18 protein-coding genes, 6 tRNA genes and 1 pseudogene are annotated in these 21,290 nt (G+C 59.8%); 5 read left to right on the forward strand and 20 right to left on the reverse strand.

Translation table 11 applies throughout. From position 1 onward, the window contains the following. Positions 1–44: 44 nt before the first annotated feature. From ACIOWE_RS21245 to ACIOWE_RS21270, 6 genes are all read right to left on the reverse strand, one after another. A tRNA-Gly gene (locus tag ACIOWE_RS21245) sits at positions 45–120 on the reverse strand. A 2-nt stretch (positions 121–122) separates the two neighbouring features. Further along, positions 123–198, reverse strand: a tRNA-Glu gene (locus ACIOWE_RS21250). Between the two features lie 54 nt (positions 199–252). Then, positions 253–328, reverse strand: a tRNA-Gly gene (locus tag ACIOWE_RS21255). Between the two features lie 3 nt (positions 329–331). After that, a tRNA-Glu gene (locus tag ACIOWE_RS21260) sits at positions 332–407 on the reverse strand. A gap of 104 nt (positions 408–511) precedes the next feature. Continuing rightward, a tRNA-Gly gene (locus ACIOWE_RS21265) sits at positions 512–587 on the reverse strand. Positions 588–589: 2 nt separating this feature from the next. Continuing rightward, a tRNA-Glu gene (locus ACIOWE_RS21270) sits at positions 590–665 on the reverse strand. Positions 666–1,048: 383 nt separating this feature from the next. Between ACIOWE_RS21270 and ACIOWE_RS21275 the strand changes: the two genes are divergently transcribed. After that, positions 1,049–1,807, forward strand: coding sequence for a hypothetical protein (locus ACIOWE_RS21275; protein ID WP_401395446.1), 759 nt, complete (start codon positions 1,049–1,051; stop codon positions 1,805–1,807). A gap of 562 nt (positions 1,808–2,369) precedes the next feature. Here ACIOWE_RS21275 and ACIOWE_RS21280 read toward each other — a convergent pair. The 4 genes and pseudogenes from ACIOWE_RS21280 to ACIOWE_RS21295 all read right to left on the reverse strand — a co-directional run bounded on the left by ACIOWE_RS21280 (position 2,370) and on the right by ACIOWE_RS21295 (position 6,795). Then, the gene (locus ACIOWE_RS21280; RefSeq protein ID WP_401395494.1) at positions 2,370–3,251 is read right to left on the reverse strand and encodes a methyl-accepting chemotaxis protein; all 882 of its coding nucleotides are present in this window, start codon (positions 3,249–3,251) and stop codon (positions 2,370–2,372) included. A 27-nt stretch (positions 3,252–3,278) separates the two neighbouring features. Next, positions 3,279–4,337 (reverse strand): annotated as a pseudogene (locus ACIOWE_RS21285) (HAMP domain-containing protein); the annotation flags it as partial. Positions 4,338–4,445: 108 nt separating this feature from the next. Next, positions 4,446–5,846 (reverse strand): PLP-dependent aminotransferase family protein, encoded by a 1,401-nt coding sequence (locus ACIOWE_RS21290; RefSeq protein ID WP_401395449.1) that lies wholly within the window; start codon positions 5,844–5,846, stop codon positions 4,446–4,448. Positions 5,847–6,033: 187 nt separating this feature from the next. Next, positions 6,034–6,795, reverse strand: coding sequence for an SDR family oxidoreductase (locus ACIOWE_RS21295; RefSeq protein ID WP_007917441.1), 762 nt, complete (start codon positions 6,793–6,795; stop codon positions 6,034–6,036). Between the two features lie 237 nt (positions 6,796–7,032). On the opposite strand from ACIOWE_RS21295, the gene ACIOWE_RS21300 reads away from it, so the two are divergent. Next, positions 7,033–8,037, forward strand: a complete 1,005-nt coding sequence (locus tag ACIOWE_RS21300; RefSeq protein ID WP_401395452.1) for an NADP-dependent oxidoreductase — start codon at positions 7,033–7,035, stop codon at positions 8,035–8,037. Positions 8,038–8,165: 128 nt separating this feature from the next. On the opposite strand, the gene pyrF is transcribed toward ACIOWE_RS21300, so the two are convergent. Further along, complete coding sequence (gene pyrF, locus ACIOWE_RS21305; protein ID WP_401395455.1) at positions 8,166–8,864, reverse strand: orotidine-5'-phosphate decarboxylase; 699 nt, start codon at positions 8,862–8,864, stop codon at positions 8,166–8,168. Positions 8,865–9,147: 283 nt separating this feature from the next. Between pyrF and ACIOWE_RS21310 the strand changes: the two genes are divergently transcribed. The 3 genes from ACIOWE_RS21310 (at position 9,148) to xopAW (ending at position 11,979) form a co-directional block, all read left to right on the forward strand. Continuing rightward, positions 9,148–9,909 (forward strand): response regulator, encoded by a 762-nt coding sequence (locus ACIOWE_RS21310; protein ID WP_103307384.1) that lies wholly within the window; start codon positions 9,148–9,150, stop codon positions 9,907–9,909. After that, on the forward strand, positions 9,909–10,958 hold the full coding sequence (locus ACIOWE_RS21315) for an ATP-binding protein (RefSeq protein WP_401395458.1): 1,050 nt from the start codon (positions 9,909–9,911) through the stop codon (positions 10,956–10,958). Before ACIOWE_RS21310 ends, ACIOWE_RS21315 begins: the two co-directional genes overlap by 1 nt. Positions 10,959–11,130: 172 nt before the next feature. Next, entirely contained in the window at positions 11,131–11,979 is an 849-nt protein-coding gene (gene xopAW, locus ACIOWE_RS21320; protein WP_401395461.1) for a XopAW family type III secretion system calcium-binding effector, read from the forward strand. A 990-nt stretch (positions 11,980–12,969) separates the two neighbouring features. Here the strand turns inward: xopAW and ACIOWE_RS21325 are convergent. From ACIOWE_RS21325 to ACIOWE_RS21365, 9 genes are all read right to left on the reverse strand, one after another. Continuing rightward, complete coding sequence (locus tag ACIOWE_RS21325; protein WP_401395464.1) at positions 12,970–14,229, reverse strand: IS256 family transposase; 1,260 nt, start codon at positions 14,227–14,229, stop codon at positions 12,970–12,972. Between the two features lie 105 nt (positions 14,230–14,334). Further along, positions 14,335–15,375, reverse strand: a complete 1,041-nt coding sequence (locus ACIOWE_RS21330; protein ID WP_401395467.1) for an AI-2E family transporter — start codon at positions 15,373–15,375, stop codon at positions 14,335–14,337. Between the two features lie 70 nt (positions 15,376–15,445). Beyond that, positions 15,446–16,264, reverse strand: a complete 819-nt coding sequence (locus tag ACIOWE_RS21335) for a DUF4892 domain-containing protein (protein ID WP_401395497.1) — start codon at positions 16,262–16,264, stop codon at positions 15,446–15,448. Positions 16,265–16,367: 103 nt separating this feature from the next. Continuing rightward, a complete protein-coding gene (locus tag ACIOWE_RS21340; RefSeq protein WP_401395470.1) occupies positions 16,368–17,222 on the reverse strand; it encodes an alpha/beta hydrolase in 855 nt (284 codons plus the stop codon). Continuing rightward, positions 17,219–18,025, reverse strand: coding sequence for an alpha/beta fold hydrolase (locus ACIOWE_RS21345; protein ID WP_201237204.1), 807 nt, complete (start codon positions 18,023–18,025; stop codon positions 17,219–17,221). The genes ACIOWE_RS21340 and ACIOWE_RS21345 overlap by 4 nt, the downstream gene beginning before the upstream one ends. A 119-nt stretch (positions 18,026–18,144) precedes the next feature. Further along, positions 18,145–18,588, reverse strand: coding sequence for a hotdog fold thioesterase (locus ACIOWE_RS21350; RefSeq protein ID WP_008087813.1), 444 nt, complete (start codon positions 18,586–18,588; stop codon positions 18,145–18,147). Positions 18,589–18,619: 31 nt separating this feature from the next. Next, positions 18,620–20,275, reverse strand: a complete 1,656-nt coding sequence (locus ACIOWE_RS21355) for an AMP-binding protein (protein WP_401395473.1) — start codon at positions 20,273–20,275, stop codon at positions 18,620–18,622. 203 nt (positions 20,276–20,478) lie between these two features. After that, a complete protein-coding gene (sixA, locus tag ACIOWE_RS21360; RefSeq protein ID WP_401395476.1) occupies positions 20,479–20,931 on the reverse strand; it encodes a phosphohistidine phosphatase SixA in 453 nt (150 codons plus the stop codon). Beyond that, the gene (locus tag ACIOWE_RS21365) at positions 20,928–21,275 is read right to left on the reverse strand and encodes a DUF4389 domain-containing protein (protein WP_401395479.1); all 348 of its coding nucleotides are present in this window, start codon (positions 21,273–21,275) and stop codon (positions 20,928–20,930) included. Before ACIOWE_RS21365 ends, sixA begins: the two co-directional genes overlap by 4 nt. Positions 21,276–21,290 lie beyond the last annotated feature (15 nt).

A 21,290-nucleotide genomic window follows, 5' to 3' on the forward strand; every position in this document is an offset into this window, starting at 1 on the left:
CAAACAAAAACGCCGCTCATCACTGAGCGGCGTTTTTGTGAATATGGAGCGGGAAACGAGACTCGAACTCGCGACCCCGACCTTGGCAAGGTCGTGCTCTACCAACTGAGCTATTCCCGCAATGGCGTCCCCTAGGGGACTCGAACCCCTGTTACCGCCGTGAAAGGGCGGTGTCCTAGGCCACTAGACGAAGGGGACAGGCTACAACTTTCACTAATAAAAACGCCGCTCACTGAGCGGCGCTTTTGAATTTGGAGCGGGAAACGAGACTCGAACTCGCGACCCCGACCTTGGCAAGGTCGTGCTCTACCAACTGAGCTATTCCCGCAAATGGCGTCCCCTAGGGGACTCGAACCCCTGTTACCGCCGTGAAAGGGCGGTGTCCTAGGCCACTAGACGAAGGGGACACGCTACCCGGAACACATGGTGTGTGTTTCGGTGTCCAGATCCGCATCCGAAGACTTGGTTCTGGTTTCACTCAGCCCCGCCCGAGAGCAGTGCTGTTTAAAATTGGAGCGGGAAACGAGACTCGAACTCGCGACCCCGACCTTGGCAAGGTCGTGCTCTACCAACTGAGCTATTCCCGCATTGGCGTCCCCTAGGGGACTCGAACCCCTGTTACCGCCGTGAAAGGGCGGTGTCCTAGGCCACTAGACGAAGGGGACACACTACAACATTCACTCCCTGCCGCGCTTCGCTGTGTGCTTTACGCTGCAAGTGGCGCGCATTCTATGGATGGATTGAGAGGTCGTCAACCCCCTGATATAAATTTATTTAAATCAATGACTTCGATCTGCTTTACGGGCCTGACCGGGCTTTTCCGTCGCCCGAAGTCTGGCGCCTATATTCCGGCAGTCGCCAAGACGTTATAGTCCACCGCACAGTGATGGCAATCTGCACATCAAGCGCCAGCATTCATATAAACAGCATGCGGCCGATACAGATTGACCAGCCGATCCAACTCGTCGAGCGGCGCTAGGCGCCTAAATGCCCAGCCACTACACTCGCATGCGAACCCTATAAAGAGGTCTTACCGGTGACACCACTCATGATCACCCTGCTAGTCATAGCCGGGATCGCAATTCTGATCGCCATTGGCTACATGAACCATGTGGTGGAAAACAACAAACTGGAAAAGGCCCGCACCAAAGTCGAACTCAACGACCGCCTGCGCCGCTGTGGCGAACTGACCGAAACCTTTCCCGGCCAGTTCATGACCCCGCCACTCAAGTTGCTGCTGACCCGCCTGGAACTCAACGTCTGCCAGCGCCTGCTGAACCTTGAGAAAACCAGCGCAACCACCAAGGCACGCATCGGCGAACTGAACGCACTGGTCGCCCAGGGCGAATCGATCCCGGTGAACAATCCGCCCGCGCCGATCCTGACCGAAGCCAAAGCCAAAGACGTGCGCTTCCTGCTCGAAGCCCTGCACGGCCAGATCACCCGCGCCGCCCATGACGGCTTCCTGCCACCGAACGAAGCCAAACACTGGGTTCGAGAAGTCCGCCACATTCTGGTACTGCTGCACATCGAGTTCTTCAACAACCTCGGCCAACAGTCCCTGCAACAAAACCAACCCGGCCAGGCCCGCCTCGCCTTCGAACGCGGCGTGCAATACCTGCGCAAACAGCAAGACCCGCAGATCTACTCCGAACAACTCCAATACCTGGAAAAACTCCTCGCCCGAGCCAACGCCCAGGTCATGGACAAAATCGCACCCGTTGAAGGTGAAGAGAACCAACTGACCGCCGGCCTCAAGGATGTTGAGGCAGATGCGGACTGGAAGAAAAAAGTCATCTACGACTGACTACAGATGCTGAAGAGAAGCCACCGAGAGGTGGCTTTTTTGTGGGCAGGTGCCTGAGAAGATCAAAAGATCGCAGCCTTCGGCAGCTCCTACAGGGAATGAGAATACCCGCCAGAGATTGGTCGGCTATCAGGCCGCCATCGCTGGCAAGCCAGCTCCCACAAAAAACCAGTACCCCCCAAACGCGGCGCATGCCGCCCCACTCAACACAATGAGCGTTAGCTCGAGTACCGCTCTTGATCTCAAAGGCCCGTCGGCAGGCTGAGTGAAGGGATTGATCCGGGGGTGGGAGCGCAGCGACCGTTTGGCGCAGCCAAATGCATCGAGAGGAGGTGCAGCGAAGCAAACCGTAGGCGATGCGCCCGGATCGATCCCGCAGCGAAGGAACCCGAGCCCCAGCGAGGGGCCGAACGTCAGGGTAAAGCCTTTTCGGTTACCTTTTCGGCGTTTGGAAAAGGTGACCCGCCGTAAGGGCGGAACCCTAAGCCGCCATCACCCAAAAAGCGGATATACCCCAAACCCCAAGAACATGGTCGGCCCAAAGGCCGCCAAGTCAAAAGCGTCAAAGCCGAAAATGCCCAACCATCCCCCGCAACTCACTCCCCAACTGCGCCAGCTCAATACTCGAAGCCGCATTCCCGCGCATCGCAATCGAAGACTGATCCGCACTCGCACGAATACTCGTCACACTGCGATTGATCTCCTCCGCCACCGAACTCTGCTCCTCGGCTGCCGCCGCAATCTGCTGATTCATCTGCTGAATCAACGACACCGCCGCCGCAATACTCCCCAGTGCGCTTTCCGTCTGTAGCGCATCACTCACCGCCAGCTTCACCAACTCGCCACTGCTCTGAATCTGCTGCACCGACGAGTGCGCCGCCGACCGCAAGGCACTGACCAACCGCTCGATCTCCTCGGTCGATTGCTGCGTACGCCGAGCCAATGCGCGCACCTCATCGGCCACCACTGCAAAGCCCCGGCCCTGCTCCCCGGCCCGCGCGGCCTCGATCGCCGCATTCAACGCCAGCAGGTTGGTCTGCTCGGCGACGCTCTTGATCACCTCCAGCACCGTACCGATATTCTGGATTTCGGCACTGAGGCTTTCGATGCTGGAACTGGCCGACGTCGCCGAATCCGCCAATTGCTCGATCCGCGCCATGCTCTGGCGCACCACCCGCTGACCACTTTCGACCTTGCCGTCCGCCGTCTGCGCGGCCAGCGCCGCCTCTTCAGCATTGCGCGCAACATCATGGACAGTAGCGGTCATCTGGTTCATGGCCGTGGCCACCTGCTCGGTTTCTTCCTTCTGACTGCTGACCTCAAGATTGGTCTGCTCGGTCACCGCCGATAACGATTGCGCGGAACTGGCCAGTTGTTCAATGCCGGCCTGCAACCCGCTCACAATCGTGCTCAACCCTGCACCCATCTGCTGCATCGCCAACATCAGCTGGCCAATCTCGTCACGTCGACTGACGTCTACGGTGGCACTCAAATCACCGGCGGCAATCCGTTGCGCGACCTCGATCACGCTGCGCAACGGCGCGACGATCAGTCGCGTAATCACCCACGCGGCCAACAACCCGACCAGCAATGCCAGCGCCGAAGAACCGAGAATCAACACCGAGTTCTTTTTCAGCTCGGCCTGCATGGCCCCGTCTTCGGCGACGTAAGCCTGATCCACCCGGTCCATCACTTGTGCTGCACGCTGATGCAACTGTTCGTAAACAGTCTTTTCCTGAGCCAGCAGTCCGGTGTACTCAGCCAGTTTGTCGTTGAAACCGGCGATGTGCCCGGAGACTTCATTGAGCACCGTCAGGTAACCCTCGTCCTTGACCGTGGATTTCAGCGCCTCGGCCTGAGCCTGAGCCTGTGCTGCCTGTTCGATATTGCCCTTGTCGGCACTGTCGGCATCACCCTTGCGGCTTTGATCCAGACGAATCCGCGCTTCATTCATCGCTTGCAGCATCAGCCTCGACACCTGACTGACCTGACCGGCCTGTTCAATGAACTGCGCGCCGTCCTTGCCCTCGGTGTCCTTCAAGGTATACGCACCGTCATCGGCCAGCCCGGCCTGCAACACGTCAAGGTTGTTGGCGACGCTGGACACTGACCAACTGGCCATTTCCAGCGCCAGATCCTTGGCCTGGGTCAACGAGACGAATTCATCGAACGCCTTGCGATAGGCGCCCAAAGACTGCTCAACATCGGTCATGACCGGCACATTGGCCGACGACTGCGCCTTGAGTTCGTTGGCCTGGGCAATGAGCCCGTCGACCCCTTCACGCAAGGCATCCGCGGTTTTCGGGTTACCGCGCAAGGCATATTCCTGTTCGAGCAGGCGCACCTTAAGCAAACCACTGTTGAGCGATGACATCTGCTTGAGCCCGTCGAAGCGTTGACTGATGGTCTGCAGGGACCAGACGCCAATGGCCGCAACCAGCGCCGTCAACAGCAGCACCAGCACAAACCCGATACCCAGTTTTTTCGCCATACCGAGGTTGGCAAAACGTCCTTGCACGGCCGAAATCATTGCGCGTAGTCCCCTGCCATAGTCAGTAGATGAAGAGTCGCAATGGCCATGAACCAGCACAAGTCTCTGGCGTCGGAATAATGGCAAAAAGCTACGCTCGCGTCGTTTTCAGAACACTTGAGGTCGATCCGCACCGGTATTGCGAAAAAACAGTCGAGCACGCGGATCACAGGCGTAAGCCACGTTGATGCGGCACCACTCGCCGGCCTCATCACTGGGACTGAACGCATCCGGGGCCGACAGCAGTACACCGCAGCGTTGAGCCTGTCTGCGAACCCCGGCCTGATCAGCCATCCGCGAACGGGCCCAGATAAACAATCCACCGCAGGGTTTGCCGAAAATCTCCCAATCGGCGTCCTCCAATGCCTGCAACGCCGCGGCGCGATCGGCATTCAAGCGCTGCCGCTGGCGCTGTACCAGTTTGCGATAAGCGCCAGTCGCCATCAGGCTGGCCAGTACGGCCTCGGAAAACCTTGAGCCACCCAGACCACTGATCATCTTGACCTGAGCCAGGCGCGCTACCAGCTCGCTGTCGGCGAAAACGAACCCGACTCGCAACGAGCTGCTCAGCGTCTTGGAAAAGCTGCCGACATAAATCACCCGCCCCTCGTCGTCCAGCGCGGCCAGACGCGTGCCGTTGCCCGTGTGCAGGTCCGCGTAGACATCGTCTTCAATCAAGCGCACATCGTAGGTCTTGCTCAATTGCACGATGCGCTGGGCCACCGCCGGTGTCAGGCAACTGCCAGTGGGATTGTGATGGTGACTGTTGATGAACAACGCGACGGGCCGAAATTGACGCAGCAACGCTTCAAGCGCCTCTATATCCGGCCCGCTCGGCGTGCGACGCACTTCAAGCATGCGTATCCCATGCAGGCGCAACAGGTCGAACAGCGGTGCATAACCGGGGGCTTCGACGACCACGCAGTCGCCGGCCTTGAACAAGGTACGAACAATCAGATCGAGCGCGTGGCTGGCGCCGTCAGTGCTGAGCAATTGCGTGCTTCGCGCTTCGATGCCGAATAGCTTGAGGCGTTTGACAATCTGCTCGCGCAAGGCAGGAAGCCCCAAGGGCGTGCTGTAGTTGAACAGACTGGCCATGTCAGTGCGCGCCACTTCACGCAAGGCGTAACTGAGATCGTCAGGCTCGCGCCAGCTCTCCGGCAGACCACCCGCGCCTAGTTTCAAGCCGCTGGCGGCGCCGCACACCAAATCGCACCAGGCATGGCGCCCCTCGAACGGCAACGATTCTTCCTCTTCGCTCAGCTTCGATGGCGCTGCTGCGACGATAAAGCCTGCGCCCTGCCGCGTGGTCAGAACGCCCTGCGATACCAACCGCTCGCAGGCCTCGAAGACACAAGACTGACTGAGCAGATTGCCCCTGGCAATTTGCCGAACGGAGGGCAACCGAGTGGCCGGCGGCACCCCGCTTTGCAGGATCCATTCAGTCAATCCGTCAACAATCTGCTGCACGACCGGCACCATTGCCTGTCGATCAATTCTCAATTCCATGAGCAAGCAAACTCCTGTCCGTTTTGCTGGCGGCAGTTAATCACAGCCGCGCCGTACAGGCTGTGCGACAACGCCGCCAAAAGCGACCGATCTAATCATTTGATACACATTGTTTAGGCGTTTAAGGGAACTGAACGCGGCCCATAAAAAAGCCCGCACGAATGCGGGCCTCTTCCTGCAACAGTGTTCAGAACGCGGTAACGCCACCGTCCACCGCCAGCGAATGACCGGTGGTGAATGCCGCACCGTCGCTGCACAGGTACAGCACGGCGCTGGCAATCTCCTCGACCTTGCCGATACGACCGACCGGGTGCATGGCATTGGCGAACTCGCCCTTCTTCGGATCGGCCTCGTAGGCCCGACGGAACATGTCCGTGTCGATCACCGCCGGACACACTGCGTTGACGCGGATTTTCTTCTTCGCGTATTCGATGGCCGCCGATTTGGTCAGACCGATCACCGCGTGCTTCGACGCCGCGTAGATACTCATCTTCGGCGCCGCACCGAGCCCGGCCACCGAGGCAGTGTTGACGATCGCCCCACCGCCCTGCGCCAGCAACAGCGGCAGCTGATATTTCATGCACAGCCAGACGCCTTTGACATTGACGCCCATGATCGCGTCGAACTCGTCCATCGAACCTTCGGCCAGTTTGCCCTTTTCGATTTCGATCCCGGCGTTGTTGAAGGCATAGTCGAGACGGCCGTAGGTATTGATCACCTCGTCCATCAGATTTTTCACTTCGCTTTCGACGGTGACGTTGCAGCGCACGAAGGTCGCTTCGCCACCGGCTGTACGAATCAGCGCCACCGTGCCTTCGCCCCCGGCAGCGTCCAGATCGGCCACCACGACTTTCAAGCCTTCGGCGGCAAATGCCTGGGCGGTCGCCCGGCCAATGCCGTTGGCGGCACCGGTGACTACGGCAACCTGACCGGAAAACGTCATGCTCATTGTTTTGTCCTCGAACGGATAGATGCGGGGGAGCTTGTCTGCAACAGCATAGCCACAGGGGCTCTGCGGGCGTCAGCACTATCAGACGGCTGTCTAGGTCCCCATGCGTTGCAGTGATAAACCAATGCCGGTCACTATCACTGCACTGGATCGGCGTGCATTCGCCGCATCAGCCAACCTTGCGACATCGCCACTGAAGGTCTATCAACAAGGCTTCATTCAATTCGAGTGCCTGCCATGACCAACCAGACCAATCGCCAGTTCCTGCTCGCCAAGCGCCCGGTGGGCGCTGCAACCCGCGAGACCTTCACTTATCAGGAAGTACCGGTGGGCGAGCCGGCGGCGGGCCAGATTCTGGTCAAGAACGAGTATCTGTCCCTCGACCCGGCCATGCGCGGCTGGATGAATGAGGGCAAGTCCTACATTCCGCCAGTCGGTATCGGCGAGGTCATGCGCGCCTTGGGCGTAGGCAAAGTCATCGCGTCGAACAACCCGGGGTTTGCGGTCGGGGACTACGTCAACGGCGCCATTGGCGTGCAGGATTACTTCCTCGGCGAGCCCAGAGGTTTCTACAAAGTCGATCCGAAACTGGCGCCGCTGCCGGTTTACTTGTCCGCGCTGGGCATGACCGGCATGACCGCCTACTTCGCCTTGCTCGATGTCGGAGCGCCGAAGGCCGGTGACACCGTGGTGCTGTCCGGTGCAGCGGGTGCGGTGGGCAGCATCGCCGGGCAGATCGCCAAGATCAAAGGCTGCCGCGTGGTCGGCATTGCCGGCGGTGCGGAAAAATGCAAATACCTGATTGATGAACTGGGCTTCGACGGCACCATCGATTACAAAAACGAAGACCTGCTGGCCGGGCTCAAGCGTGAATGCCCGAAAGGCGTGGACGTGTATTTCGATAACGTTGGCGGGGAGATTCTCGACGCCGTACTGAGTCGCCTGGCGCCGAAAGCGCGAGTGGTGATCTGCGGTGCAATCAGTCAGTACAACAACAAGGAAGCGGTCAAAGGCCCGGCCAACTATCTATCGCTGCTGGTCAATCGTGCGCGCATGGAAGGTTTTGTGGTGATGGACTATGCGGCGCAGTACGCAAGTGCCGCGCAGGAAATGGCCGGGTGGATGGCCAAGGGGCAACTCAAGAGCAAGGAAGACATCGTGGAAGGCCTGGAAACCTTCCCGGAGACGCTGATGAAATTGTTCAGCGGCGAGAACTTCGGCAAGTTGGTGCTCAAAGTCTGAAGGCACTGCAAAACAAATGTGGGAGCGAGCCTGCTCGCGAAGTGGGCGTGTCAGTCGATATCAATGTTGACTGATACACCCCATTCGCGAGCAGGCTCGCTCCCACATTTTGGATCTTCGCTGGCTGGTTAAGCGATTTCGGCGACGACGGAGGCCAATGCCTTGGCCGGGTCAGCGGCCTGGCTGATCGGACGGCCGATCACCAGATAATCGGAACCGGCATCCAGCGCCTGACGCGGGGTCAGAATCCGGCGCTGATCGTCCTGCGCGCTGCCCGCCGGACGAATCCCCGGGGTCACCAGTTGCAGCGACGGATGTGCGGTTTTCAGGGCCTGAGCTTCCAGCGCGGAGCACACCAGACCGTCCATCCCGGCTTTCTCGGCCAGTGCCGCCAGACGCAAGACTTGCTCCTGTGGCTCGATGTCCAGGCCGATACCGGCGAGGTCTTCACGCTCCATGCTGGTCAGCACGGTCACGCCGATCAGCAGCGGTTGCGGGCCGCTACGCTTGTCCAGCACTTCACGGCAGGCCGCCATCATGCGCATACCGCCGGAGCAGTGCACGTTGACCATCCACACGCCCATTTCAGCGGCGGCTTTCACAGCCATCGCGGTGGTGTTGGGAATGTCGTGGAATTTCAGGTCGAGGAATACTTCAAAACCCTTGTCACGCAGGGTGCCGACGATCTCGGCAGCGCAACTGGTGAACAATTCCTTGCCCACTTTGACCCGGCACAGTTTCGGGTCCAACTGGTCGGCCAGCTTCAGTGCGGCGTCACGGGTGGGGAAATCCAGGGCGACGATGATAGGAGTCTGGCAGGCGGACATGGATGGGCTCTCAGGCAAGTCGAAATCGGCGCGCATTGTAGCGGAACCGGCGGCGGCGCGGCACCCGATGATCGGTAAATCGTCGCCCCGACCGTGATCAGCATAGCGCTCGCTGCTATTGTGTCGAACCGGATACACAACCGACACGCCGCCTACAAGCGCCCACGCTAGCCTCGCCAGCCGCAACACGTCCTTACATCAGCACTTCCCGCCTTACGGCCGGACGCCTATGCTGAAACCACCACCTCGCAGCCCATCTTTGTGGTTGGCGGCCAACTGGCAGATGAACAGCCCCATGCACAACACCCAAACGACCGCAACTGATGAGCCCAAAGACGACAAGCGCTGGAGCATCCGTGCCCTGATCGTCGACGATGACGTGCCGATCCGTGAACTGATGATCGACTACCTCGCGCGTTTCAACATTCACGCCAGTGGCGTCACCGACGGCGCGGCGATGCGTCAGGCGATGCAGGCCGAGCATTTCGACGTGGTCGTGCTCGATCTGATGCTGCCCGGCGAAGACGGCTTGTCGCTGTGTCGCTGGCTGCGCGCCGAATCGGACATCCCGATCCTGATGCTCACCGCCCGCTGCGAACCGACCGACCGCATCATCGGTCTGGAACTGGGCGCCGATGACTACATGGCCAAGCCGTTCGAACCGCGTGAACTGGTCGCTCGTATCCAGACCATCCTGCGCCGGGTGCGCGACGATCGCACCGAGCAACGGGCCAACATTCGCTTCGATAACTGGCGCCTGAACAGTGTCCTGCGCCAACTGATCGCCGACGATGGCCTCGTCGTGCCGCTATCCAACGCCGAATTCCGCCTGCTTTGGGTGTTTATCGAGCGGCCACGCCGGGTACTCAGCCGCGAACAGTTGCTCGACGCCGCCCGTGGCCGCTCGATCGAAGCCTTCGACCGCAGCATCGACTTGCTGGTCTCGCGCCTGCGGCAAAAACTTGGCGACGATCCGAAAGCTCCGCAACTGATCAAAACCGTACGCGGTGAGGGTTATCTGTTCGACGCAAGGGACATCGGCTGATGCGAGCGCGCTTCGACACGCTGTTCGGCCGCCTGTTTGGCGTGCTGTTCGTGGCGATCGTCCTGGCGCACCTGCTGGCCTTCGCCTGGTTCCACCACTACGGCCCTCCGCCGCCGCCACCTCCGCCGGAGTTTTCCCAAGACGCCGAAGGGCAGCGACCGCCCCCGGACCCGCGTTATCCGCCACGCCCGCCGCGTCCCTGGTTTGGCGGGCCGATCGTGCCGCTGACCTTTCAATTTGTCTCGTTGATGATCGCTGCCTGGTACGGCGCCAAACTGCTCAGCCGACCGATCCAGCGTCTGAGCGACGCCGCCGAGCGCCTCAGCGAAAACCTCGACAGCCCCCCGCTCGATGAGTCCGGCCCAAGGGAAGCAAGGCAAGCCGCACATACCTTCAACCTGATGCAACAACGCATTCAAGAACAGGTGCAGCAACGCGCGCGCATGCTCGGCGCGGTGTCCCACGATCTGCGTACACCGCTGTCGCGGCTGAAACTGCGTCTGGAAAACATCAGCGACGACAAGTTGCAAAGTCAGATGCGTCAGGACCTCAACGACATGATCGGCATGCTCGACGCCACCCTCACCTACCTGCATGAACAACGCACCAGCGAAGCGCTGCAACTGATGGACGTGCAGGCACTGGTCGAATCGCTGTGCGAAAACGCTCAGGATCAAGGCGCAGACGTGCAAGTCAGCGGCCATTGCGCGCCTTTGCCCGTGCAACCGATGGCCCTGCGCTCGTGCATCAACAACCTGATGGATAACGCCCTGCGCTATGCCGGCCAGGCGCGCATCGAATTGCTGGATCAACGCGAGCAACTGCAGATCCGCGTGATCGACCATGGACCCGGAATTGCCGAAGACAAGCGTGAAGCGGTGTTTGAGCCGTTCTATCGCCTGGAGGGTTCGCGCAACCGCAATTCCGGCGGCGTGGGACTGGGCATGACCATCGCCCGGGAAGCGGCGCAGCGACTGGGCGGACAATTGAATCTGGAAGAAACCCCGGGCGGTGGCCTGACCGCAATCATCCGCCTGCCTCGCACCTGAGAAACACACAAAATCCTGTGGGAGCTAGCCTGCTCGCTCCCACTGGGGTTCAGCATTGTCATTCCAACGTGTGTACCAACCGGTACAAATCCCACATACCCACGACAAGTTTCCCCTTGAGGCTGCATAAGCCGGTATGCCCACCGGTTTTACAGTCCAAGGAGTGAGCCCGATGATCGGTAGCGTCAGCAACTACACGAGCTATACCAGCACCAGCAGCACCACCACGCAGAACGCACGCAGCCAGCAACTGCAAAAAGAACTGTTCGCCAAGCTCGACAGCAACGGCGACGGCGCGGTCGATCAGGACGAACTGAAAAGCGCCCTGTCACAGAAGTCCAACGACGGATTGCTGGTCAACCTCAGCAAACAATTCGGCGATCTGGACAGCGACGACAGCGGCAGCCTCAGCGCCGAAGAAATGACCGCCATGGCGCCGCCACCGCCACCCCAAGACCAAGCCCCGAACACCGACCTCGCCGACGCTCTGATCAGCGCCCTCGACTCCGATGGCGACGGCGCCATCAGCAGCGATGAACTGAGCAGCGGCCTCACCAGCGCCGGCAGCACCGCCGACAGCAACGAAATCTTCTCGGCCCTGGACAAGAACAAGGACGGCACCGTCAGCCAGGACGAACTCACCGCCAGCCTGACGCCGCCACCGCCTCCACCACAAGTCAACAGTGACGAGTTGTTCAGCCAGCTCGATGCCGACGGCGACGGCAGCGTCACTGCCACCGAATTGAGCAGCGCGTTGCAGGCCAGCAACAGCACCTCGGCGACCAGCACCGACACCGGTGCGGCGCTGCTCAAGGTTCTGGACAGCGACAGCAGCGGTGACGTGAGCAGTGATGAATTGAAGGCCGCTTTGCAGGCGGGACGTGAGCGTCCGTCGGATGAGGAGACGGCCAGCGCGCAGTCAACTGGTGAAGCGCTGAACCGCATGATTGCCAACCTGAGCAAACAATATTCGCTCACCAGCGCCGCGCCGGTGGGCAAATATCTCAACGTCGCGACATAAACGAACCTCGTGCAGGAGCTGCCGAAGGCTGCTCCTGCATCGGAATGGGTATGCATCTTGGGTTGGGGGCATATCCGTTGCTGCGGTTATGGCTGCTTAGGGTTTCGCTCTTACAGCGAGTCACCTTTTCCAGACGCCGAAAAGGTAACCCAAAACGCTTGGCCCCGGCGTACGGCACTTCGCTTAGGCTCATTGTTCCCTCGCTACGGTGTCCATCCGGGGGCATCGCCTACGGTTGGCTGCGCTGCACCTCCTCTCGATGTGTTTGGCTTCGCCAAACGGCGCTGCGCGCCTAACCCCCGGATGAACACCTCCGCTCGGCCTGCCGAAGGGGCTGAAGGGCAACAGCAAAGCAAGAGCCAAAGCAGATCAAAAGATCGCAGCCTTCGGCAACTCCTACAGGGAATGGGTTTACCTGCCAGAGCTTGGTCGGCTGTCAGGCCGCCATCGCTGGCAAGCCAGCTCCCACAGGGGTCGAGTACAGCCGACAGAAACATGTCTGCTGTCAGGCCGCCTTCGGGAGCAAGCCCCCTCCCACAGTTTGAACCAGTCTCACCCGCCAGAGACTGGTCGGCTGTCAGGCCGCCATCGCTACCACAAAAAAACAAGTACACCCCCGCACGCGGCGCATGCCGCCCCACTCAACGCAATGAGCGTTAGCTCGAGTACCGCTCTTGATCTTGATCTCGGAGCCCGTCGGAAGGCTGAGTGGAGGGATTGATCCGGGGGTGGGAGCGCAGCGACCGTTTGGCGCAGCCAAATGCATCGAGAGGAGGTGCAGCGCAGCAAACCGTAGGCGATGCGCCCGGATCAATCCCGCAGCGAAGGAACCCGAGCCTAAGCGAGGGCCGTACGTCAGGGTAAAGCCTTTTGGGTTACCTTTTCGGCGTTTGGAAAAGGTGACCCGCCGTAAGGGCGGAACCCTAAGTGAGAGTGTCAGATTTTTTGTGTGCGGGCCGTTAATGGCCTGCCGCCAGGCAGGCCTTTATTTCACCAGTTAGACCTGATGAATCGGTCTCCGTACAAAACCGCAAATTGATTCATAGCATTTTTCCAGTCATGGGCGGCGCTGCCCCAGTTGGCGGTGATGTTTTGCAGTGCCAGCCAGATCAGTTTCGTCGCGGCTTCGTCGGTTGGAAAGTGACCCCTTGTCTTGATGATCTTGCGCAGCTGCGAGTTGATACTCTCGATGGCATTGGTGGTGTAGATCACCTTTCGTATGGCTGGCGGGAACACAAAGAACGGGATAACTCGATCCCAAGCGCGTCGCCAAGCTGCAACCACCGTTGGATATTGCTTGCCCCAAGGCCCCGATTCGAAGGCATCCAGAGCTTGCTCGGCGACTTCGGCGTTGAGAGCTTGATAAATCGGTTTCAAGGCCTTGGCCAGTTCGCGACGCTTGTCCCATGCCGCGTAATCAAGGCTGTTGCGGATCAGGTGAACAATGCATGTCTGCAACGCTGTCTGAGGAAACACTGCAGCCAAAGCTTCAGGCATGCCTTTGAGACCGTCCGTTACCGCGATCAGGACATCTTCGACACCCCGGGTTTTGAGGTCATTGAAGACTTTCATCCAGAACTTGGCGCCCTCTGTGTTCTCAATCCAGATGCCCAGAATGTCGCGGGTGCCGTCCGGGAGTACGCCCAGAGCCAGGTAAATCGCTTTGTTACGAACCACGCCTTCATCACGGATTTTAACCCGCAGCGCATCGAAGAAAATGACCGGGTACATGGGCTCGAGTGGCCGTTGTTGCCACGTACTGACTTCTTCCAGAACAGCGTCGGTAACGGTGCTGATGAAGTCATGGGAGACATCTGTTGCGTACTGTTCCGAGAGAAATGCACGAATCTCACGAACGCTCATACCGCGGGCATACATGGCAATGATCTTGTCATCAAAGCCTGTAAAACGCCGCTCGTGTTTGGGGATCAAAATCGGAGAAAAGCTGCCGTCACGGTCTCTGGGAATATCTAGACGCAACGGGCCGTCATCGGTCAGCACGGTTTTGCCGCTCTTGCCGTTACGCTGGTTACTCGAATCCTCAGGGCGCTCCGCGCCCTGAGGATAGCCAAGATGAAGTCCCAACTCGGCACCAAGGGCTCTTTCGATAAGCGCCTTTTTGAACGCCATCGCGGCATCCTGAATCGCTTCGGCACTCATCGACTCGCTGAGGAACTGGTCGATCAGCTCTTTTGGAATGGACGGAAGGTCACGCTTGGCCTCACGGGCCGGTTTCTTTTTGGTTGGCATACATGCACCTCTGCAGCATGTTATGCCCGAACACAAAATTTATGACACTCCCACCTAAGTAGCCATCACCAAAAAAACGGATATACACCCCCCCAAAAAACCAGCCTAAACCCGAGCCTGACTCTTACTCCAATCCGTCAACAAACTATAAGCAACAGCCAAAAGCGTAGGCCCGATAAACAACCCGATAAACCCAAACGCAATCAACCCGCCAAACACCCCAAGCAACACAATCACCAGCGGCAGATTACCGCCCCGGCTGATCAGATAGGGCTTCAAAACGTTATCCACACCACTGATGATAAACGTCCCCCAGATCCCCAAAAACACCGCCATCCCATACTCACCCTTCCAGGCCAGCCAAGCCGTAGCCGGTACCCACACCAACGGCGGCCCCATCGGAATCAGACTCAGCAGAAACGTCACGATCCCCAGCACCAGCGCCCCCGGCACCCCGGCAATCAAAAACCCGATCAACGCCAGAACCGCCTGCGCCGCCGCCGTACCGATCACCCCGTTCACCACCCGTTGCACCGTACCGGCCACCAACTCGATGTAATACCCGGCACGGTCACCGATCAAACGCTCCAGCAACCTGTGAGCAAACGCCGCCAGACGCGGCCCGTCGCGATAGAAAAAGAACACAAAGACAATGCTCAGCGTCAGCTCGAGAATCCCGCCGCCGATCTGCGCACTGCGCGCCAGCAACCAGTTACCGACCTGCCCCAGATAAGGCTTGATCGACACCATCAGTGCCGCGCCCTGCTGATCGATGCTGTTCCAGATCCCGACCAGTCGCTCGCCTACCAACGGCACGGCTCCGAGCCAGACCGGCGCTTCCGGCAATCCATCGACCTGCACGTCCTTGATGAATGCGGTGGCATCGCGCACATGATCGGCGAGGTTGAACCCCAGCCAGACCAATGGCGCCGCCACCAGCAACATCCAGCCCAAGGTCAATATCGCCGCAGCCAGCGACTCTCGTCCATTGAGTAGCCGGGTCAGAAGGCGCATCAGCGGCCAACTGGCAAACGCCAGCACCGCCCCCCAGAACAGCGCCGACCAGAACGGCGCCATCACCCAGAGACTGGCACCAAACAACACCAGCAGCAGGATCTGCACCAGCAGTCGATCGTTATTGAGCATGTAGAGTCTCGAAAAAAATCAGTCAGGCCAAGAATAGGCGAACACAGCGCGCGTGTTCGCCCGATAGAGCTTATCGCAGCAGATCGATGCGCAAGCCTGCGCCGTCGACACTGCCGGTTTCCATCCGCGCCGCGCGAACGCCCTGATTGATCAGTGCCTGACGCCAGGCCTCGGCTTTCGGCCCGGATACCGTCACTCGCTGCGTGGTGTCGAGGTTCAGGCCACGGGAAATCAGACGCAGCCAGGTGTCATCCGGATCATTCACAAGCTTGGGAAAGTCCAGCTCGCCGGTACTTTTGAGCTGACGCAACAAGGTTGCGGAGGTCGGCAGCAACTCGCCAAGCGGCGCAACGGCCTCGAACTGTTCGACATGCAGATAGGCTTTGCGATTGCCCCGCGTGATGCTGTAGAGCGCCACCAGCGTGTTGTCCTTCGGTGCCGCCAGCCTCAGCAACAGATAGGCTTGCTGCTCGTCGGCGCCGTACAGTTTGGAATTGCCAAACACCTCGTTGGCCCACAGGCTGCTTTCGCCGCAGTCCCGCGCCTGGCACCAGAACAGCAACTCGGCGTCCTGCTTTTGCAGGGCCTCGCGGGCGGCGGTGAAGGCTTCGGTGGCGGAATGTTCGGGGGGCAACTCGTAGGTCACCGAAGTGGTCTGGCCACGGGCAGTCACCTGACCGTCGAAACGCAACTGGCCACTGATTTTGCGGATTGAACCCAGCGGGTAGATCCGCTCCAGTTCCACCGGCGGCCGATAGTCGACGATTTGCGCGTCAGCCAGGCGCGGCACGATCTGCAGATCCTGACTGCCCGGCACATCGGCGGCGAACGAAACGGAACTGAAACAGCACAGCGCCAACAGACTGAGTGATCGCTTGGCCAGGCTCATCGGATGGGCATGGCTTGGCGGTTCGGGGTCGTAGCGGTATAGAAATCCATCGTGGTTGTCTCCCATTTCAACCCGCCCAGCCTCGACAGTTGCCCGCAGCAAGTCAAGGAATGGCGAAGAAGCGATTGAAACAGTCTGCGACAAGATCCGCACCGGCCTCATCGTTCAGGTGCAAATGATGCCCACCCGCCAGCTGTTCCCGGCTAAAGGGTAGACGTTCCAGCAGTTCCGGGTGTTTGGCCAGCATGCCGTCGGCGGCGACGATCAATTGCGCCGGGCAAGCGATGCGTTGAATGAAGGCCATCGCCTGTTCCTGGGTCAGGCGCAGCGGCGATGGCAGGGTAAGACGGTTGTCGGTGCGCCAGGTGTAACCACCGGGTACCGGCATCAAGCCGCGTTGGGCCAACAACTCGGCGGCTTCACGACTGACCGCCACCAGGCCTTTCATCCGCGCTTCGATAGCACGGTCGAGAGTGTTGTAAACCGGTTTGCGTTTCTCGCGCAGATCCAGCTGTGCCTGCAGGGCCATGCCCATGCGCTCGGCAGCATTTTCGCCTTTGTCTGTAGGAGGAATTACCCCATCGATCAACGCCAGATGCGTGATCCGCTCGGGTAACGACCCCGCCAGTACCATCGAGACAATCGCGCCCATCGAATGCCCGAGCAGGCCGAAACGCGTCCAGCCCAGTTGCTCGGCGACTTGCAGCACATCATGGGCGTAGTCCCACAACGCATAGCCGGCGCCATTGGGCCGGTGCCCGGAATGCCCGTGCCCGGCCATGTCCAGCGCAATAATGCGCAAGCCTTTGAGCTTCGGTGCCAGCCGCGCAAAGCTGTTGGCGTTGTCGAGCCAGCCATGCAGGGCGATCACCGGCAACCCGTCTTCGGGTCCGAACAAATGCGCCGCCAGTTCGATATGCGGCAGGCTCAGGCGCACTTCTTCGAAAGTCGGGCTCATGCGCAATCCTTGTCCTGACGGGTTTCCCAGCGAGTGAACAGGTTCTTCAGCAGTCGTGCAGTGTCCTGCGGACGCTCCAGAGGAAACATGTGCCCGCCGGGCATGCTCAGCGCTTCACCTTGCGGCATGCGTGAAACAAAGCGGGTGTGATGGCGCATGACCACGTTGCTCTTGTGCCCGCGCACCACCGCCAGCGGCACTTTCAATTGTCGGGTACGACCGGGGCTGGTGTGCGGCACGCCGCGATAGATGCTGATCTCGGTGGCCGGGTCGAAACGCAGGCGCAGCTTGTCACCGACCGGGTGCAAACCGTGTTGCAGGTAAGCGTCGAAGCATTCCGGATCGAAACCGCGAAAAAGCGACTTGCCGGCGAAATAGCTGCGCGCACTGTCGAGATCGGCAAACTCCTCGCGCCGCCCCAGTGTGCGCCCGGCCGGGGTCAGCCTATCAATGAAACCGAAGCGTTTGGCGGCGCGGATAACCCATTGATCACTGCGAGTCAGTACTGGCGAATCGAGCATCACCACGCCGCGATACAGCTCAGGGCAACGCAACGCCGCGTGCAAATGCAGAACACCACCAAATGAATGACCGACACCCCACACTGGTTGATCCTGCTGCTGCAAATGGTGGATCAGCTCGTCGACCAGGTTGTACCAGTTGTCATCCGCCGGGAAACGCGGGTCATGGGCATGCTGTTGCAGGTGCGCAACCCGATACTCGGGCGCCAGCGCCGCGAACAACTTGCCATAGGTGCCCGAAGGGAAGCCGTTGGCGTGGGCGAAAAAGATCGGTTGCGACATACAGGCAAATCCATGAGCAAGAACGTGGCGTTGATTGTCCGCAAGACCACGCTCTGCGGCAATGACCGTAACTGCCAGGAATGATGACAGTCAGGTCAAAGCTATGGGCAAATCGACAATTACCGCGCCGGCGGCTGTTCACCCAGCGGCACCACCGCCATGGTCAAGCGCGACACACAACTGGCCTTGCCTTCATCGCTGGTCAGACGGATATCCCAGACGTGGGTCGTACGGCCGATATGAATCGGCTTGGCCACCGCTGTCACCCGGCCACTGCGCAGGCCGCGCAGATGGTTGGCATTGATCTCAAGCCCTACGCAGTAAAACTTGCTGGCGTCGATGCACAGATAACTGGCCATTGAACCGACGGTTTCCGCCAGCACCACCGACGCGCCGCCATGCAGCAAGCCGTAAGGCTGGTGAGTGCGATGGTCGATGACCATGCTCGCCGTCAGCGACTCTTCGTCGAATGCTTCGAAGCGAATATCCAGCACTTCGCCGATGGTGTTTTTCTGGATTGCGTTCAACTGCTCGATGTCGGGAGTGGTACGCCACAGGCTCATCGCAGACTTCCTTGGTTGTTTTGGTCGACGCTCAATCCTGCCACAGCACCGCTTCGCTGCGCTCGCTCCATTCTTCGAAACGGGCGCCGTAAGTGTCTTCGATGACGTTGCGTTTGATTTTCAGGGTCGGCGTGAGAAAGCCGTTTTCCACCGCCCAACTGTCCTTGACCACCACCAGTCGACGCAGGCGCTCGTGCTTGTCGAGCACGGCGTTGACCTCTTCCAGCAGTTTTTCCAGGCTCGAATGCAGACTCGCCCGGCCCTCCTCCTGATTGACTGTCGACAGCACACACAAACCCAACGGTGCACTCAGGCCATCACCGACCACACACACCTGTTCAATCCGCGAATGCACCGCCAGACGGTTTTCGATTGGCGCCGGGGCGACGTATTTACCCTTGCTGGTCTTGAAGATTTCCTTGAGCCGACCGGTCAGGCGCAAACGACCCTCGGCATCCTGTTCGCCCTTGTCGCCAGTGCGTAGAAAGCCGTCCTCGGTCAGCGTCTCGGCGGTCTTCTGTGGTTCCTTGAAGTAGCCAAGCATGTTCGCCTGACTGCGCACCTGCACCTCACCCGACTCGTCGATACGCACCTCGACATCCGGGCACGGTTTGCCGATCCAGCCCTGTTTGTATTGGCCCGGCAGGCAGATGTGCGAATAACCGCAACTCTCGGTCATGCCGTAGACCTCCAGCACATCGAGGCCCAGTTTTTGATACCAGGTGAGCAAGGTCTGCGGCACCGGCGCCGCACCGGACAGAGCGACGCGCAAGGCATCCAGCCCCAGACCCGCCAGCACTTTGTGCCCTACCCGCTTGCCAATGAACGGCAGGCCGAGGAGAAAATCCAGACGTTTTGCCGGGATCTTGCTGTAGACACCCATCTGAAATTTGGTCCAGATCCGAGGCACACCGAACATCGCGGTCGGCCGCGCACGCTTGAGATCGGTGATGAAGGTGTCGAGGCTTTCGGCAAAAAACACCGTTTGCCCGGTATAGATCGATGCCAGCTCAACGAACATACGCTCGGCAACGTGACAAAGCGGCAAGTACGACAGCAAACGGTCGTTCTCGTTGAGCCCGAACAGTTGCGTGCCACGGGTCGTGGCGAATCCAAGATTGGCAAAGCTGTGCATCACGCCTTTGGGCAGGCCGGTAGTGCCGGAGGTATAGATAATCGTCGCCAGTTGCTCGGCGGCGGGACGCGGATCGTCCTGAATCGGCGAGCAGCGCTGCAAGTCCGCCCAGTTGAAATCGAACTCGCCGGGTGGATGCAGCGGCAGGCTGATGGTCGGCAGATCGACGGGCACGCCTTTCGACATGCCGGGCCAGTCATCGAGTTTGCCGATAAACGCCAACGCGCTCTCTGAGTGATTGAGCACTTGGGCCACGGAGTCAGCAGTGAGGTTGGGATACAGCGGCACCGAAACATGCCCGGCCATCCAGATGGCGAGGTCGGCGATGATCCAGTGTGCGCAGTTTTTCGAGATCAGGGCGATGTGGCTGCCGGGCGGCAACTCCCGCGCGCGCAGCCAGTGTGCAGCGCAACGGGCCTGATGACCGACGTCAGCCCAGGTCAGGGTCTCGACCTGCCCGCCACCGATGGGCTGTACGAGAAAGCGCTGGCGCGGATGCCGGGCCTCGCGTTCGTAAAACACGTCCAGCGGCAAACGGAATGCGGCAGACATGCGACTCGCTCCTGTTTTTTAGGTCTGGAGCAAGCGTAGTCAACCAAGCAAGTGCTTGGTTGGAAAATTCAAACAATTAATTTCAGGTGCACAAAGAACCAATGTGGGAGCGAGCCTGCTCGCGAATGCAGGGTGTCAGACACATAAATGGTGAATGACACTCCGCTTTCGCGAGCAGGCTCGCTCCCACAAAAGGAGCGGTGTTAGGGATGCTTGAGGCTGTTGAGCTTCATCGAGCCGATCAGCAATTCACTGTGTTCCAATTCAGCCAGGCCAGCGGTGCTGACCCTTTCCGGTGGATGTCCGGCGCCATGCTGCAGATAGCTGAGCAGATTGCCCACCAAAGGGTTGTGGCTGACCAGCAGCACATTGCTCACCGACACCAGTTGATCGGTCACCTTGTCCGGATCAACTTCCGGCGTCAGCCACTCGACCGTGCGGATCTCCGGCTCGAAACCCAACGCCTCGCGAACAATCTGCGCGGTCTGTTGCGCGCGCAGATACGGGCTGGCGTAGATCGCGGTCAGCGGCTGCCCGATCAAGCGCGCCGCGCTGCTCAAGGCTTCCTTGCGACCGTGATCAGTCAGTTCCCGCTCGGAATCAGGACACGAGCCGTAAGGCACGGCCTCACCGTGACGCAACACCCAGAGTTTCATAGCTTGGGCTCCTCATCTCGGGCCGGGTGCGGTGCTGGCGGCACGGCGTGCGGCGCTTCACCTTCCGGCGTACGCGGCGTTGGCCAATCAGCAAACGGCCAAGGTTTCTGGTCGCTGTGAAAACTGCCGAAACGACCGATCTGCGCCAGAAACTGGCTCAGGCTGTCGCCGAAACTCATCAGGCCGGCGCTCGGCGCGCCATAGATCAGTCTATACACAAGCTGCACCAGCACCACCACACCGAGGACGAACTGCGCTACCTGCCAGACCACTATGTAGACGATCATCCACAACACCCGCAGCAGGATGGACTCGTACTTGGCTTCGGTTTTCGGATCGTTCATGGCTCACTCCCTGCT

The organism is Pseudomonas sp. NPDC087598 (assembly GCF_044743525.1).
Taxonomy (GTDB): Bacteria; Pseudomonadota; Gammaproteobacteria; order Pseudomonadales; family Pseudomonadaceae; genus Aquipseudomonas.